The organism is Brasilonema sp. UFV-L1, assembly GCF_012912105.1.
In the GTDB taxonomy this organism is placed as follows: Bacteria; Cyanobacteriota; Cyanobacteriia; order Cyanobacteriales; family Nostocaceae; genus Brasilonema.
This window is the reverse complement of the sequence record NZ_QMEA01000009.1, coordinates 1-17,760: the sequence shown is the minus strand read 5'-3', so window position 1 is coordinate 17,760 and position 17,760 is coordinate 1. Positions and strand designations below refer to the sequence as shown.

14 protein-coding genes and 2 pseudogenes are annotated in these 17,760 nt (G+C 40.6%); 4 read left to right on the top strand and 12 right to left on the bottom strand.

Annotated elements, in window-relative coordinates:
- Positions 1–49: 49 nt before the first annotated feature.
- From DP117_RS04820 to DP117_RS04790, 8 genes and pseudogenes are all read right to left on the bottom strand, one after another.
- A complete protein-coding gene (locus DP117_RS04820; protein ID WP_169217200.1) occupies positions 50–484 on the bottom strand; it encodes a hypothetical protein in 435 nt (144 codons plus the stop codon).
- Positions 485–1,083: 599 nt separating this feature from the next.
- Positions 1,084–2,130: a glycosyltransferase family 4 protein gene (locus DP117_RS04815; RefSeq protein WP_169217199.1), complete on the bottom strand. Its 1,047-nt coding sequence runs from the start codon at positions 2,128–2,130 to the stop codon at positions 1,084–1,086.
- An 8-nt stretch (positions 2,131–2,138) separates the two neighbouring features.
- Entirely contained in the window at positions 2,139–2,516 is a 378-nt protein-coding gene (locus DP117_RS04810) for a 6-carboxytetrahydropterin synthase (RefSeq protein WP_169217198.1), read from the bottom strand.
- A 5-nt stretch (positions 2,517–2,521) separates the two neighbouring features.
- Positions 2,522–3,529, bottom strand: coding sequence for a zinc-binding alcohol dehydrogenase (locus DP117_RS04805; RefSeq protein ID WP_169217197.1), 1,008 nt, complete (start codon positions 3,527–3,529; stop codon positions 2,522–2,524).
- A gap of 99 nt (positions 3,530–3,628) precedes the next feature.
- Positions 3,629–4,279: pseudogene (locus DP117_RS35955) on the bottom strand (RibD family protein); the annotation flags it as partial.
- Positions 4,280–4,738: 459 nt separating this feature from the next.
- A pseudogene (gene ribA / locus DP117_RS35950) lies at positions 4,739–5,314 on the bottom strand (GTP cyclohydrolase II); the annotation flags it as partial.
- Positions 5,315–5,500: 186 nt separating this feature from the next.
- Positions 5,501–5,818, bottom strand: coding sequence for a hypothetical protein (locus DP117_RS04795; RefSeq protein ID WP_169217195.1), 318 nt, complete (start codon positions 5,816–5,818; stop codon positions 5,501–5,503).
- A 326-nt stretch (positions 5,819–6,144) separates the two neighbouring features.
- The gene (locus DP117_RS04790; protein WP_169217194.1) at positions 6,145–8,331 is read right to left on the bottom strand and encodes an ATP-binding domain-containing protein; all 2,187 of its coding nucleotides are present in this window, start codon (positions 8,329–8,331) and stop codon (positions 6,145–6,147) included.
- Positions 8,332–8,538: 207 nt separating this feature from the next.
- Between DP117_RS04790 and DP117_RS04785 the strand changes: the two genes are divergently transcribed.
- Positions 8,539–8,892: a phenylpyruvate tautomerase MIF-related protein gene (locus tag DP117_RS04785; RefSeq protein WP_169217193.1), complete on the top strand. Its 354-nt coding sequence runs from the start codon at positions 8,539–8,541 to the stop codon at positions 8,890–8,892.
- Positions 8,893–9,003: 111 nt separating this feature from the next.
- Here the strand turns inward: DP117_RS04785 and DP117_RS04780 are convergent, their stop codons facing one another.
- Positions 9,004–10,761 (bottom strand): hypothetical protein, encoded by a 1,758-nt coding sequence (locus tag DP117_RS04780; RefSeq protein ID WP_169217192.1) that lies wholly within the window; start codon positions 10,759–10,761, stop codon positions 9,004–9,006.
- A 142-nt stretch (positions 10,762–10,903) separates the two neighbouring features.
- Between DP117_RS04780 and DP117_RS04775 the strand changes: the two genes are divergently transcribed.
- Both DP117_RS04775 and rlmN read left to right on the top strand, forming a co-directional pair.
- Positions 10,904–11,326 (top strand): MGMT family protein, encoded by a 423-nt coding sequence (locus DP117_RS04775; protein WP_169217191.1) that lies wholly within the window; start codon positions 10,904–10,906, stop codon positions 11,324–11,326.
- A 27-nt stretch (positions 11,327–11,353) separates the two neighbouring features.
- Positions 11,354–12,451, top strand: coding sequence for a 23S rRNA (adenine(2503)-C(2))-methyltransferase RlmN (gene rlmN, locus DP117_RS04770; RefSeq protein WP_211175919.1), 1,098 nt, complete (start codon positions 11,354–11,356; stop codon positions 12,449–12,451).
- Between the two features lie 84 nt (positions 12,452–12,535).
- On the opposite strand, the gene DP117_RS35945 is transcribed toward rlmN, so the two are convergent.
- The 3 genes from DP117_RS35945 to DP117_RS04755 all read right to left on the bottom strand — a co-directional run bounded on the left by DP117_RS35945 (position 12,536) and on the right by DP117_RS04755 (position 15,847).
- Complete coding sequence (locus tag DP117_RS35945; RefSeq protein WP_169217190.1) at positions 12,536–12,715, bottom strand: replication restart DNA helicase PriA; 180 nt, start codon at positions 12,713–12,715, stop codon at positions 12,536–12,538.
- 760 nt (positions 12,716–13,475) lie between these two features.
- Positions 13,476–15,359: an excinuclease ABC subunit UvrC gene (gene uvrC / locus DP117_RS04760; RefSeq protein ID WP_169217189.1), complete on the bottom strand. Its 1,884-nt coding sequence runs from the start codon at positions 15,357–15,359 to the stop codon at positions 13,476–13,478.
- 65 nt (positions 15,360–15,424) lie between these two features.
- Positions 15,425–15,847: a response regulator gene (locus tag DP117_RS04755; RefSeq protein ID WP_169217188.1), complete on the bottom strand. Its 423-nt coding sequence runs from the start codon at positions 15,845–15,847 to the stop codon at positions 15,425–15,427.
- 867 nt (positions 15,848–16,714) lie between these two features.
- Between DP117_RS04755 and DP117_RS04750 the strand changes: the two genes are divergently transcribed.
- Positions 16,715–17,737 carry a TauD/TfdA family dioxygenase gene (locus DP117_RS04750; RefSeq protein ID WP_169217187.1) on the top strand — a complete coding sequence of 341 codons (1,023 nt, stop codon included), beginning with the start codon at positions 16,715–16,717 and terminating at the stop codon, positions 17,735–17,737.
- Positions 17,738–17,760: the final 23 nt, after the last annotated feature.

The following is a 17,760-nucleotide window of genomic DNA, read 5'->3' as shown; positions in this document are numbered from 1 at the left end:
TCTAATTCCCTGTCAACGACCCACCCCTACCTGAATCCTTACAAATTATCTATCTTTTAAGTTCTATAACAGCTAATCCATTAGCACAACTATAAGGAGAATCATAACAAACATTTTTTAGCTCATCTTGATTTGTCTGTATCCAAATTTGATAAGGATTATCAGTTTCTACTTCTGAAGCAATACGTCTGAAGTAACTTACTTGAATGGCTCTTTCAGGCAATTTGTATTTTTTTATAAGCAATTCTAAATAATCTTGGTTAAATTGAATATACCAAATCCCATCAGTGAATTTCCCAAAAGGGACGGTAATAATAGCTTTTCCAGCAATATTCAACAGACTGTAAATTTTAACAATAGCTTTAAGAGGAGCTTCTAAATCTCGCTCTATAGAACTTTCAAAATTAGCCCAGTTTTGTCCTATATGCTCAACTGTTGATATGCTTACTATCAGATCATATTTTTCCACAGCAGAGACATCCATTAAGTCTATGTTTAGAACACCTGTAGCTATTTCATATTTGTCAACTACTGTGCGAGATATTTTATTGTATTAGTTCTCATAGTTACAAAGTACATTTCCTACTTCAAGTAATTTATCTTCTACCTTACCATTAGTAGATAGAAAATTTAGTACAATTGGTATTTCAATCGAGCGCTCCGCAGTATTATTATAAGGAATTCGATTGTATGGTAAAGATTTTCCGTTCCAAGTAAAAGTTTCTTCCCATTTCATTATCAACCCCGATCAAATCATAACTTAGATGTTATTATATCTGTCTAGTACAACGCGGCGGAAATAAAGCAACCCTATGGCTAACGCCACGCCTTACGGCTATCGGGGAAGACCTCCGGTCTCGCTACGCTAACACCAGTCGCCTACGGAGGGAAACCCTCCTGCAGCGCTGGATTCACCATTTGAAACAGCCAAAAGTCTTGATATATACTACTTTTGACCGCAACGCTATCGCTCAAGGGCATGCTTTTGACCCTTCGCTAGCCCCGTTCGGGGGCGCTGCGCAAACGCTGCCTACGGCACGCTGCGCTAACAAGGGCATGCTTTTGACTTCCAAGGCAGCGGTACTAGTCATTTGTAAATGCTTGTAAAAAATCTCTATAAGTTTGATTCCAATCGTTAAAGGATAAGTTTACAGTACGATTTAAAGCTTCTTTCCGTAACTGATTAAGTTCACTACGATCTGTAAGTAACCTTTTGAGTGCCATGAAAAATTCTTCTTGCTGACCTAGCTCAATCAGTATCCCATTGACTCCATCCTCAATCCAGTCAGCAATTGCTCCAGTTGCATAAGCTAATACTGGTAACCCATGAGCAACTGCTTCAGCTGTGGCCATACCATAACTCTCATAGGTAGCTGGGGAGATATAAAGATCGGACTGGGACAACAACTCCAACATAGTCTTCTGAGGAACAAGCCCATGAACAATGACGGCATCTTGTAGTCCCGCACGCTTGATTAACGCCAGAGTCTTCTGTTTGTAGTCTTCTTCTTCGCACTCACCAATCAAATGCAGCCTAAAATTCTTTGTTTCCATCTGGGCTAACATTTCCACTAATTCAAGTTGGCCTTTGCGTCGATAGAAGGTTCCTATGGTAATTAGAGTTATCTGCTCATTTTCCGAGCGGTCTTTAAGATTAGGCAAATGGCAAGCTTGAGCCTTATCGATACCAGGTGATGCTACCACGATTTTATCTGTTTCGATGCCACCACTTAACATATAATTCCGCAGTTGGAAACTAGGAACGATAATACCCTTCATAGCTTTTAACCACCGCGCTTCATCACTCCAGAGCGCTTTCTTTTCCTGAGTCGAGTAGTAGGTATTCAATGACTCAAGATGGTGGAGCATCAAGTAAGTCCGTTGAGCATAGGGAAGAAATTCCTTTAAGGAAGCATTGAACTCAGGAATTGTCAAGTAGAGTGCGTCAATCACAAGGATACAATTAGACGGCAAAGTACTCAAATGTTCAAGAAGCCCAGAAACAGATCCATTTAAGGGATAAAAAAAATTCTCTCCTTTGCCTTCCTCCTCCAAGCGCTTGACAATTTCTAAATTGTAGAGCGACCCTCCTGATGTGAAATTTAGTTTAGGCTGAATAAAATAGATCATATTTCAGTTCATACCTCTGCTTCATAGCTTCCCCAAGCTATATGGCTTTCCTCCAGGGTGATTTTGAGAGAGCCTTTAAAAAAAGAGCCGACCTTTTTGCTAATTTGTTGGTGGATATAATAACCCATGTATTCCGTTGTTGTATTGATACCCTTAAATTGTTCAAGAGTATCTAGATTTTGGTAATTTAACGGTTCTAGAACTTCTTTGAGAATTGCGATCGCCTGACCGATATCAATCACTAAGCCATCTTTATCCAACTGAGCTACTTTAAATTCAGCTGTGATTATATAGGTTGCTCCGTGCAGCTTTTGAGCGGGTCCAAAAATTTCTCCTTGGAAGCTATGGGCAATCATGATATGGTCTTTTACTGCAACAGAAAACATAATTTTTAATACTCAACTAACGGCGAAACTGGATGCACTTGACGCTGATATAACTGTGACATAAATTGTGGCAAGTCTCTAAAAGAAATCACAGGTTCCAGGAGAATATCTACGGCTGCATCTGCGAGCAAGCTCAAAACTTGTTCTTTACGCTGGCGATAGTCAATTAGCTTTCGCATGGGTTTGGCGATCGCGGAAACTTGAGAAGCGATAATTTGTTTGCGCTGGTAATGAAAGGAACCACCCAATTGCAAGGAAACTGATTGTGTTCCGTACCAACTCAGTTCAATACAGCGACCTTCAAAAGTTAGTGCATTAATTGCACTCTGAAGTCCAGAAGCAGAAGCGCTGGTATGGAAAACGATATTGTAATTGCCTTCTTTATAGTCGGTTGCTAAGCGAGAATTTTGTAGCCAAGGTAGTTGTTTTAGATATTGAATTCGCTGCTGATCCTGTTCTAAAAAGTCTGCCCCAATGCCATACTCTTTGCTGAGGACAAAGCTAATGAGAATACCTACAATACCTGCACCAACAATTAAGATGCGATCTGCGCAAAGCGCAGCAGCGAAGCTATCTTTCTGACTCACTTCGGCATCCCAGACAGCATTCAGGGCTGTTTCCGTGTTGGGAATTAAAGTTGCCCGCTTGCTAGGTAACCAATCTGGCAATTCTAAAGCATCAGAACTCTCCACTACGACTCTCGATTGGTGGGGATGCATGACAAAAAATCGTTTACCCTGATTGAAACCTTCATAAGCTTGACCGACAAGACTATAACCATACTTTAAAGGTAAGGCAAAACTGCCTTCCATATACCAACAGCGCATCGTTTCCCAGCATTCTTCGGGGACTTTTGCTTGACCTACCAGCCGTTCTGTACCCGGACTAATACCACTGTATAGCGTTTCCAAAAACAGAGGTTCTCTAAGCAAGGGTGTTAGTGAGGTTTCTCTAATTTCACCAACGCTTGGAGAGACTAACCAGTAGGCATAAGCGGCAGAATTTGTAGACATCTTTTGTACATCTCAATTGCGTAGTCTTAAGCGAGAGCAAAAACGGTTAATTTCTCTCCTCAACGTATCTGTTCAGCCTTAACGAGCAAATCAAATGGGTCAGTTCTTATTGAGATGCGAAAGTTCTATCAAAATTTCTCCATCAAGATCGAAGTATTTCATTTGAAAACGGAGTCCTTTATTGATGGAGTCTATAACTGGAAGGGTAAAACTCGACCGTCCAGAACCCAAAATCAAAGGAGAAAAATGGAGATGCAATACCTCTATGCAATCAGCTTGCAAGAAATAGGATACGGTTTGTCCTCCACCCTCCAAAAAAATACTAGAAATGCCATTTTCGTATAAAACGTTTAATATTTCTGAAGGAGCCAAAACGCTATTTTTTTGAGAGTCTGTTTTGGGAGAAATAGGAATCTCTAAAATTTTGTCTTTGACTGCTTTTGGTATGACTCGATCTTGCTTTCCTTGAGGATACAACACAATAACTTTTTCATGGACTGCCATCATCTGCAAATCATCCAGCTTCAAATCGCTTTGTCCTTCAATAATGACAGGAATTGGATGCTTACCTGTTACTAAACGAACGGTTAGTTTAGGGTTGTCGAGTGTTGCTGTTAGTGCCCCTACCATAACGGCATCATGAAGAGCACGCAGACGATGAGCATGTTTCAAGTTAGCCTCGTTGCTAAGCCATTGAGAATGTCCATTGATTGCTGCAATTCTGCCGTCCAGAGATTGTGCCAAGTGAGCCATCAGAAATGGACGCTTTTCTAGGTAAGCTTCTCGTTGAGCAACTAAAAGCCTTATATATAAGGAAAATATTTGCCATCCATCGCTGCTCCACATTCCTTTAAAACACTGAGCATCTTGCACGAAATCAGTTTTCAAAGGGAAGCCGCTTTTGAATACAATGGCAGAGTGTACTTGAGAAAATACCTGATTGGCAAAATTCAAGTTTTGACAAAAATCATTTGTCAAATCGACGATAATCAAGAAATCACTTTCCGGAATCTTGGGTACCTTTTTGTTAGAAACTTTTTGGAAACTCCACGGACTTTCAGCATTCCCAAAAAAAGCCCAATACTCATTCTTTTGGGGAGATTCATTTTTCATTGCCTCTTTACATTCCAGCAATGCCGACCAAATATCGTCTAAATGATCATCAATTTTAAACGCATTTATTGCTAGAGATTGTCGGGTTTTTAATTCGAGAAGATGCCCCAGCTTCGTGGTTTTAGTCGTCAAATAATTGAAATTGTAGTCATTGGGTTCAATCGCTAAGGGAATTCGTTCGACTACCTCAATACCGTAGTTTTGCAAACGAGCTATTTTGCGAGGATTATTAGTAATCAAGCGAATTTGATTCACCCCTAAATCCCTAAGTATTTGCGCCGCCATGCTGTAGTCCCGGAGGTCAGCAGAGAATCCCAAACGTTCATTTGCTTCTACTGTATCCAGTCCCAAATCTTGCAAAGAATAGGCTTTCACCTTATTCAACAAACCAATCCCTCTCCCCTCTTGCGCCAAATAAATTATCACCCCTTGACCTGCTTTTTCAATCATCCTCAGTGCTGTTTGCAACTGCATTCCACAATCACAGCGCAGAGAACCCAAGGCATCCCCCGTTAGGCATTCCGAGTGTATTCTTACCATTAACGGGTTGTCGAACTTTTCCACTTCTCCCTTGATGATGGCAAGGTTTTCTGAATTGTCCAGAGTATTACGGTAACCATAAATTTTGAACTGACCAAATTCGCTGGGTAATTTGGCGATCGCTACAGTTTCTGCAAATGCACTTTCTGTAATTGGTTTTTGGTTGCTCATAATTTATGAGAATTTTCTCAATTCTTTACTTGTGCTTAAATAGCTTCTACTAAGAGAGATTACAGATTCTTTAAACTTTTTGAAATACTCAAAACCTATATTAAACTATTTTTTTGCTGAAACTCTTTTGAAGAGCATCGCTATCTACTAAAGCCTGAATATAGTTAGCTCAACGCCTACACCATAAATATTTCCTAAAGCTTCTACAATCTCTATTAGATAGAGACGGTTGCCGCATCCACCATCTAATATTTTCAGATGAAAATTATTTTTTAGTGTCTTTTGACAATATTCGTGGATTGTATTTAACAACCACTGCCTTCTAATTTTTGAATGATAACTTAAAGTTTCATTATCCCATTTATTTGAGCAATAAGCAAAACTTTGACGTAGTTTTTCTTCGTAAACTGTATCAGCAAGGTGCGATTTATAGTTATATTCGCCCTTGGGTGATAGCAACGTCATATTTCTAGCCTTTAATTGATTACACCTTTGTGGAAATTACACTCAAATCCTAAATCCAAGTGATAAAAGGGTTTTGGACTAATTTTTGGATAGATTTATTATCCTGGTTTGCTTGAGAATGGCACAATAGATAATTTTATCCCACATTCCGCCCTTTGAAGTGTCACATGGAAAATTTCTGACAAAAGCTATGTGGGATACAGGGTAAGAAATGAGGAATGGAGAGGAGATTGAGGTACAAACTCGATTGGGGCGATCGCCCCAATCAAAGTGATATTGTCACGATCTAAGGGCGTTTTCCGCTACATCTGTGACAGCATCCGTTCCTAGACTGCTTCCCCATCACCAATATCACGTTTCGATGGACGCTTATAAGTGAACGTGAAAGTATCACCACTAGCAACGACTTGCCGCATTTCATCATACATCGGATAATGACCGACACCACTCAGATTTGCCCAACCCCGCGCTCTAGTTAAAGCAACAAACAATTGGTTACGGCAATTGACATCATCTTCATTACGAGCGACATTATCAAAGCCCACCACATAAACCATATCAGCTTCATGTCCCTTAGCGCGATTGATGCGAGACACTGTAACCCCACCCTCATGCCAGAATTTATCTGGGTCGTTGTTGGGCCATTGAGGAACCAAATCATTTAAAGTCAAAGCTGTGGGGATATAAACATCAATATTTTGGTCCATTAAAAAACCCGCAACTTCAGTTTCTAAATCCATCGCCTCGGAAGGAGAACCTAAAATCACGACTAAGATATCACGGCTAGGATTAAGACCATCATGAACAATATTATGCATAATGTTCTGGGCCAGTACTGTCATTTCTTCTTCGCGAGAACTGTAAGTTTGAAATTCCAAAACAGGTTTGCCCCAAAGTTCAGGAATTGGGTTGGGTGAAGATTGTGGGAGTCGATGTATAGTTATCGGCTTACCAACACGTCGGAAGTCTCCCTTAACTTCATAACCAATTTTGTTCCAATCATCTTTGTTAGTGATACCTGCAAGCATCCCCTCTGAACGTAGCAAACCCATACCAATTGCATGAGCTGCTGTGAGAATTGGTCCCGGAGTGCGGTAACATCGACGCATCACCTCAGAACGTTTAATACCACCATGATATTGTGGTTGCTTACTCAAAAGATTGCTTAAGTTCTCGCCAAATACCTCTTTTGCTTTTGGGACTGCTATACTATCGAGACTTTGTGCTTCATCATAAGCCCAAATTAAGCGCCTCTCCTCTAGTGTTTCTTCACTCACAGGTCGTAACGCTTGATAAGCTAACCAATAAATTGCTTGTTTATCTTGATATTTTAAATCATCTTCAGCCACTAAATCCTGACCTTCATCAATCAGGATGGCATCGAACATCGGTTCAATTTTTATCTCTTCGAGTAGACGTTTACATAAGTCTGCCAAACCTCGGTTAGGTTGTCCTTCTTTGGTATCTACAACCGTTCCGCGTCTTTTACCGTGGTAGTCGCAAATTGTGCTGTACAAACCAGGATGTTCCTTTGCTCCCCAAGCATGCAGTACTCGCAGCTTAAGATTAGTTTTCGGGTCATACTGCAACTCGCCACCACTAAAACGCCGTATCCATTGATCTAGTAACCCAATCATTAAATCATAAAGAGAGCGGGTAAAAAATACCAAGGCAATATCCCAATCTGGATGCTTGAGGTGCATCATCGCCGCTTTTTGGCACAGCAACACTGTTTTACCTGAACCAGCAATACCGCGAATTCGCTGAGGTCCTGGGGGAATTTCTTTACCAATATGTTCTTGTTGTAAATCTATTTCGTATAGTCTTTGCCGTAAACTGTCCATTATAGTGGCGCGGGTTATGCCTGTCGTCGAAACTGTCGCACGAGGAGGTTTGCGAAGTACGGGTGTTCCACTGATAACTGACAGTAGCAATTCCCAGTCTTTATCTTCCAGATTTTCTCCTGGAATTATGGCAGGAGTTTGTTGAATGCGTTCGGTTAAACCAACTTTACCTAATTGATCTTGGAATATCACAACAGGACACTCAGGTAATTGATCAAAACCTTTTTGTTGCCATTGTTCTTGGGTGATCAGAGGTAATACAGCGATCGCTCGTCCGGTGACTTTACGCCAAATAGCAGATTCGCGATCTGTATAGGCAATCAACGCTCGCAGTTGATGTTGTGCTCGTTGATTAGGGTTAGCTTCTGTGGTGTGATAGTTTTGCAACTGCCAAATATCACCATTAATAGCAACAACTTGGTCAATAACGACTGGTAAGACCTCGATAACCACTAAACCGAATTCTTTATCAACAATCAGAATATCAGGTTCTTTACGGATTTCTCCAACCTTCGAGAAAATTGGATAGCGCCAGTATCCGATACAGTTTCTATCAGAAAAAGCACTCTTTACAGCATCCCAAACTTTCTGCTCACCTGCTTCAGTGCTAACTTTTAATGGCTCAGTAGTGATAAATTTGCTACTTTGCTCTTCATGACTAGAATCCATTTTATCCCTGCCTATAGTAGTTAAATGTATGACACAACAGGACTTTGAGTCATGGTGCCAAGCTAGCACTGGCAATAGAATACTTACCAGTGCGAATACACTGAACTACGTAGCTAGATAATTTAAAGTTGCCTCATGTGGTTCGATAAAATAAACAGGGGAATTGATACTATCAAGATTGATAATTTTGAATATTGAATTGTTACAATGCCTTTAATTAAAGTACAAACTTCCGTATCTGCTCCTCTTGGAGAAGAAGTTGAAGCACTACTCAAAAGCCTATCAGCTAAATTAGCCAAGTATACGGGAAAACCAGAATCCTACGTGATGACAGCTTTTGAAGCAGGAGTTCCGATGACATTTGCTGGCACGACTGACTCAGTATGTTACATCGAGGTTAAAAGTGTTGGTACAATGAAGCCAGACCAAACCCAGGCGATGAGCCAAGACTTTTGCCAGGAGATTAACAAAGCACTCAAGGTACCTCAAAATCGCATTTACATAGAGTTTGCTGACGCTAGGGGTATGATGTGGGGCTGGAATGGTACAACTTTCGGTTAATTTTTTTGTACAAATGCTGCCAGTTTTTCTTTGACATCCTCATATACTACCAACCCTTACGGGTTTGAAAACTGGATTTGGTATCAGTATGACAATGGCAATAATTAGTAGTTATTGCTGTAGTGCATGAGTAATACAGTCTGTTCCCAGCACAACCATACCCTTAGTCTCAAACACAGAACAGCGTTTTGTTAGCATTACTAATGCCGGAACTGTTCCCTGTTCCAAGCTGGTTAAAGCCTCTGTAAACGCTGGCTGAAAACTTCTAAGCCAGCTTTTGCCGCTCAAATAATCAGGTGTAAACGCTACGCGATCCAACAGCCAGAAAGTTATCCCATACTTCTGAATCAACTGTCGTGCTGCTGATAAGTCCTGACTGTATTGAGCATGAATCAAATCAATGCTTCGTTGGTGAATCTGGCGGTAGTAGCCTAGATGGAAGGGAAGTGCATATTCTTTACCAACTAAAATAGATCGTTGGGCAAACGTCGGGATATTATTTGCTTCATCAGATAGGGTAGCAATAAGAATGTTTTTCGGTTGGCTCTGAAAAAATTTATACAAAGCTGATTCATTAGACACTCTATAATTCGTTCTTGGAAAGCCATTGGATAAATTAGGAAACAGCAAGAGCGTCGCTCCTAATGTTAGCATTAATACTAAAATCCCGAACCTTTTTCTTCGGAGACTGGATTCTGTCATTTGCTCACAAGCCCGAAAGAGTGCATCCAGTATTAGGGTCAACATTATTCCAGCAGCAAGCGCCATGACAACTCGCAAAGTATGACCTGTATATCGGGTAGGAAAAAACAGTTTTAGTAGCAAAGCATGAGATGCAAAAAATAGACACAAGGATACCAACACGGTTTGAGATAAAACTATAACCTCGCTTTTGATCTGCTTAACCAATGGGAAGTAAGACATATTTTGCAGCACTATTGGCAACAATAACCCAACCCAAATCAAAGGAGGTAATAACGGCGGCACAATACCACTATGTTGTCCAATTAGCCAAAACCTCCAAAAGTTGTCGTCAAAAAAAGGATGTCGTCCTCCCGACCAAAACTCCGGCATTGCTCTGGCTTGTGTAGCGGTGACAAGTGGACTAAACTCAGAGGAAGCTAAGGCATAAGGGAGCATTGCGAGAAAGCCTAGCCCCAAAGCAGCCACACACAACAATAAGCTACTGTGCTTTTGCTTAAGCTGGGGTGACCAATACTTCCAGTCCCATAACCGTAAGAACAAAATTCCTTCTGAAATAAATGTAAGTATAGGATAAATAAGCGCTTGCAGAACGAGTATTACGGACACGACTAGCCAAGATGTACGTAGCGTATAGTACAAAAATGCTAAAAACAATGGATATACAAAAGATCTAGGTGTAGCAGAAACCAAATCATCCTGGAACCAAAGACTTTGATTTAGGAGGAATGTAGTAATAAATCCAGCCATAGGCACTGGAAAAATCTGGAGGCAAACGCCAAAACAGTAGGCGGTAGCAATCAAGCTCAATACGATTGGTAAGATTTTACTGAGTAAAAGTGGATTAATACCTAGACTTGCCATCAACTGGTAAACAGTAGCAAATCCAGGTGGTGTGATGGATTTAAAGTAATCTGCAATCAAATCATCAGGCAGTAATTCTGGATCTATAAACCGCTGCATCCAAAACACATACTCCCGCGCATCATCCTGGACAACGTATTCATTTCTGACAGCTTTCAGAAGCCCTAAAATACCATAAAAAAATGCAAACGATAGGCTCAGACCAAACCAAAATATAACTGATGTAGAGGTTCTAAAGTGTTCACAAGTAGATGATTTGTCTATCGGAGCAGTAAAAAATTTATGCAGACGTGAGACTAGCATTATTTGTTGCTTATCGTTTCAAGAGGTATTTTAGCAAAAGCACAATCTCCTCAATAGTATCCAATTGACACTCCTCTAGCTACGTGAATATCAAAGGCTTAATTTATGCAGCGTCATCACGCGAGAAATAAAAATTGTAATAATGTCTTGGAACTCTATTGAATTAGCGCCAGTGTCTACTTACAATGTCATCTATCAAATAGTGCGTCAAATTCCCAAGGGGAAAGTAGCAACCTATGGACAGGTAGCAGATTTAGCAAACTTGTATGGGAAAGCGCGTCTGGTAGGTTATGCTCTCTACCGTGTGGATATAAGCTTATCCGACGTCCCGTGGCATCGAGTTATTAATGCCAAAGGCGAGATATCCCAATCTCCTTCACGATACGGAGCAGATAATTTACAGCTATCGCTCCTTGAGCAAGAAGGCATAAAATTTAACCCAGAAGGAAAAATTAACTTGCGAGAATATCTGTGGCAGCCCTCCTTAAGTTTAGATGACTCAGGAGAAGTGTTGGAAACTGCAATCACAAACCCAGACAATAAGAACAGCGATCGCCTAACATAGAGATTCAAGGCGAATTTTTTAACTACCATGTCTGCTAAGTCTGTCCCTGTACTCCCTTCCCCCAAAACTAGTAATATTGCGCAACAGGCAAACTTCTCTATTCCACCGCTTGTCGGAGCAGGTTTAGAGGAGTTAACCGCTTGGGTATATAATCAGGGACAACCTGCTTACAGAGGAAAGCAACTGCACGAATGGATTTATCAAAAGGGAGTGCGATCGCTCTCGGATATTTCTGTCTTTCCTAAACAATGGCGTGCTGAAGTTGCAGAAATTCCAATTGGACGCTCAAACATACATTACCGCTCTGTCGCCTCTGATGGCACTGTCAAATATCTTTTGCAACTTGCAGATAATCAAATTATTGAATGTGTCGGTATCCCCGCAGAAAAGCGCCTGACTGTTTGCGTTTCAACTCAAGTCGGTTGTCCGATGGCGTGTGATTTCTGTGCGACTGGTAAAGAAGGTTATAAACGCAATTTAGCACGTCATGAAATCGTTGATCAGGTGCTGACAGTTCAGGAGGATTTTCAACAACGAGTCAGCCATGTGGTATTTATGGGTATGGGTGAACCGTTGTTGAATACAGATCATGTTATAGGAGCTATCAAATCTTTAAATCAAGATGTGGGTATTGGACAGCGTAACTTGACTGTCTCTACTGTTGGAATACGCGATCGCATTCGCTCCTTTGCTCAACATCAGTTGCAAGTCACTCTTGCTGTGAGTCTTCATGCTCCCAACCAAGCACTGCGGGAACAACTCATTCCCAGCGCTCGTTCTTATCCTATAGAAGATTTGCTTGCTGAATGTCGGGAGTATGTAAAAATGACTGGGCGTCGTGTGAGTTTTGAATATATTCTCCTTGCTGGCGTGAACGATTTGCCAGAACATGCACTAGAATTAACACGACACCTGCGAGGATTTCAGAGTCACGTTAATTTGATTCCATACAATCCCATCACAGAAGCAGACTACAAACGCCCCAACCAAAATCGAATTCAAGCTTTTGTTAAAGTCCTCAAGCAGCAACAAATAGCAGTTAGTGTTCGCTACTCCCGTGGTTTAGAAGCTGATGCTGCTTGTGGACAGTTGCGAGTCAAAAAGGTTCCAAGTTCTGAATCCTGAAGTTATTTCCTCTCAGTACTCGATACTCAACAGTTATCAGTTGTTTACTGATAACTGATAACTGTCTACTGATTTAACCCTCAATTAACATTGTGCAAGAATACCTGGGGCATAAGCTTCAATCACTTTGCCTGTACGTGTACAACTAATCATTAAGTAGTCACAACTTGGGCATTGTGTTCGAGTCAGTTGACTCTCTGATAAATAGTGCCTTTCACCTTCACTACCGCAATTGGGACAGCGAATTTTTTGTACTATCTGCATTTTGAAACCCTTATATGTCATGCTCTTTTGAAAAAACGTAAATTCAACCTGTAAATCTAAAAGATTTACGAAACTCAACAACAAACAACAAACGATAAATTATATATCGTCTAAAATAACACAAAATTAGCTGTTATTTTTTTATTTGTATTGTTTAATTATGTTTATTTTGAAACGAAATGTTATCCAACTGTAGATATATAAATCATCTCAAGCCATTCAACCTTCATAATGAATTTTCTGATCCCAATGACTAAGACGTTGAGACTCACCTTTTTTTAGTCAGATCTACTTTATCTTTCTTAACGATGAGCAATGCAAGTTTTTTTTTGAAGCGGTATTTACAGGAAACAGTTAAAAACTCCAGAATAGTCGAAGAATAGCAATCATCACCTACTTTTTCTCAACCTCAAGTTCTCAAACTGCCTTATGTGGGGAAGAAGGGGTGTAGGGGTGTAAGGAAGAAAGAAAGAAAGAAAGAAAGAAAGTAGTCGTTAAAAACTAAATATATCTTGATGATGAGTAACAAAATGTTAATTCTTCGCTTTTATTAAGCTTTGTTTAGTATTGATATTGTGAGCAAAAATTTAATAAAAAATTCCAATGATGGAGATTAATATGGTGACTTATGTTTGCTAATCTGGTTATTAGTAATGGGTAATGGGTAATGGGTAATGGGTAATGAGTCATGGGTTTTTCCCAAATTTCAATTACCCATCATTTTTTTTTGTTTTGGTGACAAAAACAGTATTGAGTGATACTAATTTGAAGAAGGATGGAAATAATTGTAAATTTCTTGAGCCAAGCGATCGCCAATACCCGGAACTTCAGCAATCTGTGCAGGTGTTGCTTGTCGAATATAATCAACTGAGCGAAAATGTCCTAAAAGCTGCTTTTGTCGATGATGTCCTAAACCGGGAATTTCATCTAGACGCGATCGCTTTAATTTATCACTACGCTGCTGTCGATGAAAACTGACGGCGAATCGATGCGCTTCATCTCGTAAACGCCGCAACAGTTGTACTCCCGCTTGTTCTGCGTCAGTTTCCAGCGGTTGTGACTCTCCTGGTAAAAAGATTTCTTCTCGCCGTTTTGCTAAACTGACGACTCGTAAATCTTCCAATAAATTCATTTCTTGTAAGACAGCAACGACAGATGACAACTGACCTTTACCACCGTCTATCATGATAAGATTTGGCCAATCAGGATTTCCCATTCTCTGTAGCTGCGGATCTTCGATATACTTACGAAAGCGACGCTGAATGACTTCGGCAAGACTCGCAAAATCGTCTGAGTGTCCCGTTGTCACAGTAGGATTTTTGATTTTGTAATGGCGATAGTGCTGTTTGGCGGGTAAACCGTCAACAAACACGACTTGAGAAGCAACGGCGTTTGAACCTTGGATATGGGAAATGTCGTAACCCTCGATGCGGTGAGGTACATCAGGTAAATCGAGAATGGTAGCTAAATCTTGCATTGCTTCGTGATTGCGTTCGCTGAATTTTTGCGTTCTTTGCAATTCATATTGAGCATTTCGCTCTACCATCTCAATCAATTCTGCCTTAACTTGTCGCTGTGGATTTAAAATCGTGACTTTTCTTCCCTTGCGCTCTGTTAAGACATCCGCTAATATCTCCCCATCTGGCAATTCGTGTTGTACCAAAATTTCTGTGGGAATTTCTACTGAGTCAGCTGTTTGATAATGCTCTTCCAACACTCTTTGTAAGATAGCACCCGGTTCAGCATGAGCATCCGCAACAAAAGCTAAGCGTCCCACCAATTGCCCAGCACGAATCTGGAATAATTGAATACAGGCGAGTTTCTCGTCTGAAAAGAGCGCAATCGCATCCCGAGAAACTGTATCATCTGGTAGAGAGACTTTTTGATCAGCGCTCAGTGACTTTAACCCAATAATCTGATCGCGAATCCGTGCTGCTGACTCAAAGTTCTCAGCCTCAGCTGCTTTGTGCATTTGCTCGGTTAAGATATCAATGAGTTCTTGACTTCGACCTTGGAAAACCATCGCTACTTTTTGTACTGTTTTGCGGTATTCTTCTGGTGAAACCAGCAGCTGACACACACCTGGACAGCGTCCTAAATCATAATTTAAGCAAGGACGGTCTTTAAATAGTGGCTGAGGACGTTGTCGCAAAGGAAAAATCCGCTTACACAAGCGCAATATTTCCCGCAATATGCGAGAATCTGTATAAGGACCGTAGAATTTATCTTTTTGTTTACCTATTTGGCGTTTACGAGTGATAAAAATACGCGGATAATCTTCTGACCACGTAATACAGACGTAAGGATATTTTTTATCATCCTTGAGTAATACGTTGAAATAGGGTTGGTGCTGTTTGATAAGGTTGGCTTCCAGCGCCAAAGCTTCAGTTTCGGTATCGGTGACAATGAATTCAATTTCTGTCACCTGCTTAACCATTGTCGCGATGCGATCGCTTAGTTTTTGTGAATCTCGGAAATAAGAACGAACACGCGATCGCAACTTCCGCGATTTTCCTATATAGATGATGCGATCGCTTCCATCTCGCATCAAATAAACTCCCGGTTCTAGCGGAATTTCTTGTAGTCGCCACTCCAGGCGTTCAGGTTCTTTGACGAGTGATACTGTTTGAGCAGATGTTGTCACAACAAGTGTTTGGTAATTCTACAAATTTACCTATATCTATTTTAAGTAAATTTTCAGATAAAAGTTTACGTGCGAAGACTAGTCAACTCTTCTTCAATTGCCATCATCAGAACTGTAAGATTGACAGGTTTCACAAAGTAGCGACGAGCCCCTAATCTCAAGGCTTTTTCTTGATCTGATTTGAATGCAAAAGCTGAAACTATGAACACGGGTATCTTTGAAAGCTCTGGGTTTTGCTGGAGTTGTTTGAGCAACGAGTAACCATCAATATCTGGTAACTTTATATCTAATAATATTAGTTCTGGTTGAAACTCATCTATAGTTGCAAAAAAATGAGAAGCTTGTGCTAAGCTTTGAACATGATATTTAGAGTAACTCAGATAATCATGCAGTAACATTCTATTGATATCATTATCTTCAATGAGCAAAATTCGTTTCGCTTGTTGTGAATGGAATTGTTTCTCTAAATTCAATAATTGTGCCGTCATTTTTACCTAAATTTTTGCTCAAAACTTAACGATGATCCCTAGCTTATAGAAGGATTTGTCATGTTTTTTCTGAAAACTGTTAAAAGACTATAAAATTTAATCGTTTTTACTTCTTAACACATGCAACGTCAATATAGACTAATAATATTAATCCATACAATAAGCTTTATCAAAATTTAAACATCGCTTGAAAATAGCTTTGAATATTTGCAATTGAATTCCAACTTGTAATAATTTTTTACAGTCTGATTCTGACTAAAAATTCTGTGAAATCTTTAGATGAATTTCTTTACAACTCCTAATTTCGCGAAAAGTCGGGAATCTTGTTGTTCATGAATAGACCTCTTGCAAAAGTCCCTGTTAGAGTAAAATGAGGACTTGTAAGAAGCGAGTACGCTAACCAGGTACAGGTGAGCGAGTCTAACACGAAAAAAATGGGCAGAGCTAATACGATAGTCGTCTTGTCCCTAGGATTAATCATGGGGCTAGTCCCTAAGAGGGACGCTGCGCTAACAAGCCCTGACGGGGTTGCGACTGGGAAAAAGAGCCAGCCTTATAAAAACGAATACTCGACTACGCCCACAGATCAACAAACATTTGCGTAGCGCCCCCTGCTGGGGCTAGGCTGGCTCTTTTTCTTCGCCCAAGTGCGACGCCCATTTTTTAGGGGACAAATTGGTGAGCAATCTCCCAAAAAAATAAGTATTGCTGATGAGATACGAGCAAGTTAAAGCTCTCAAAACAGAGGAGTTTAAACGGTTGTGTGGTGTAAAATCAGAGATATTAGAGCGATTTTAGCATGTCTGTTATTTTTACATACCTAGACAATATTCCTAACAAATATTCAATTCACAGAGAAAATAATTCATGATTCAGTTTGAACAAGGCTTTCTAGGAGATCATTCTCTACCGTTAGTGTGGCAGATTACCAAGGACAACGATGCTAGTCTTGACAAGATTTGTGCTTGGCTGAGCGAATACAAACCTAAAATAGATGGACTTCTCGACAAATATGGTGCTATTTTGCTGCGTGGGTTCTATAACATTGCTACTGGTTGTGACTTCGAGCGAGTGATCACTACAATTGCACCGAACTTGATGGATTACATTGGTGGCACTTCCCCGCGTAAAGTGGTCTATGGTAAAGTTATGAGCGCAACTGAACTGCCTGGTAACTATTCGATTCCGCTTCATCAAGAAATGGCTTATACCCTCTATCCTCCAGAGCGTATTGCCTTCTTTTGTCAAGTACCACCCACTAGCGGCGGTGACACAACAATCGGTGATATGCGTACCATCACCCAACGCATTGATCCAACAGTTCGCGATCGCTTTAAACAAAAGAAAAACCTTCAATTGCGCCGTAACCTTCCAAGCAAGGAAAATGTTGATCACAAACCAGGCGTCCCCAAGTCATGGACTGAGGTTTTCAATACCATTGACCGTGCAGAAGTCGAACGCATTGTCGTGAAGCGTGGTTGGAAAGTTGAGTGGCTACCAGATGAATCGATGTATCTATGGCAGGAAGTTCACCCTGCCATGCGAACGCACCCTAGAACTAACGATGAAGTCTGGTGCAATCAGATACATTTGTTTACCCCTACAGCTTCTTTAAAATGGGCACTCAGAGATGGGCGGCATGATTCTGTTCAGCAGATGGAAACTACATTAAGCAAAAATCCGGATTTATTAGATCAAATGTTTTATAGTGATGGTACAGCAGTAGATGAGAATGACATACTGCACATTTGCGATCTGCTCGAGGATGCAGCAGTACCAGTACGCTGGCAACGCTCTGATGTACTAATACTAGATAACATTCTGGCAGCACATGGTAGAACTGCCTTCAACGGTCAACGGGTGATTCTGACGGCACTGATTCGTGAGTAAACTACCCACACTGATTCGGAGTA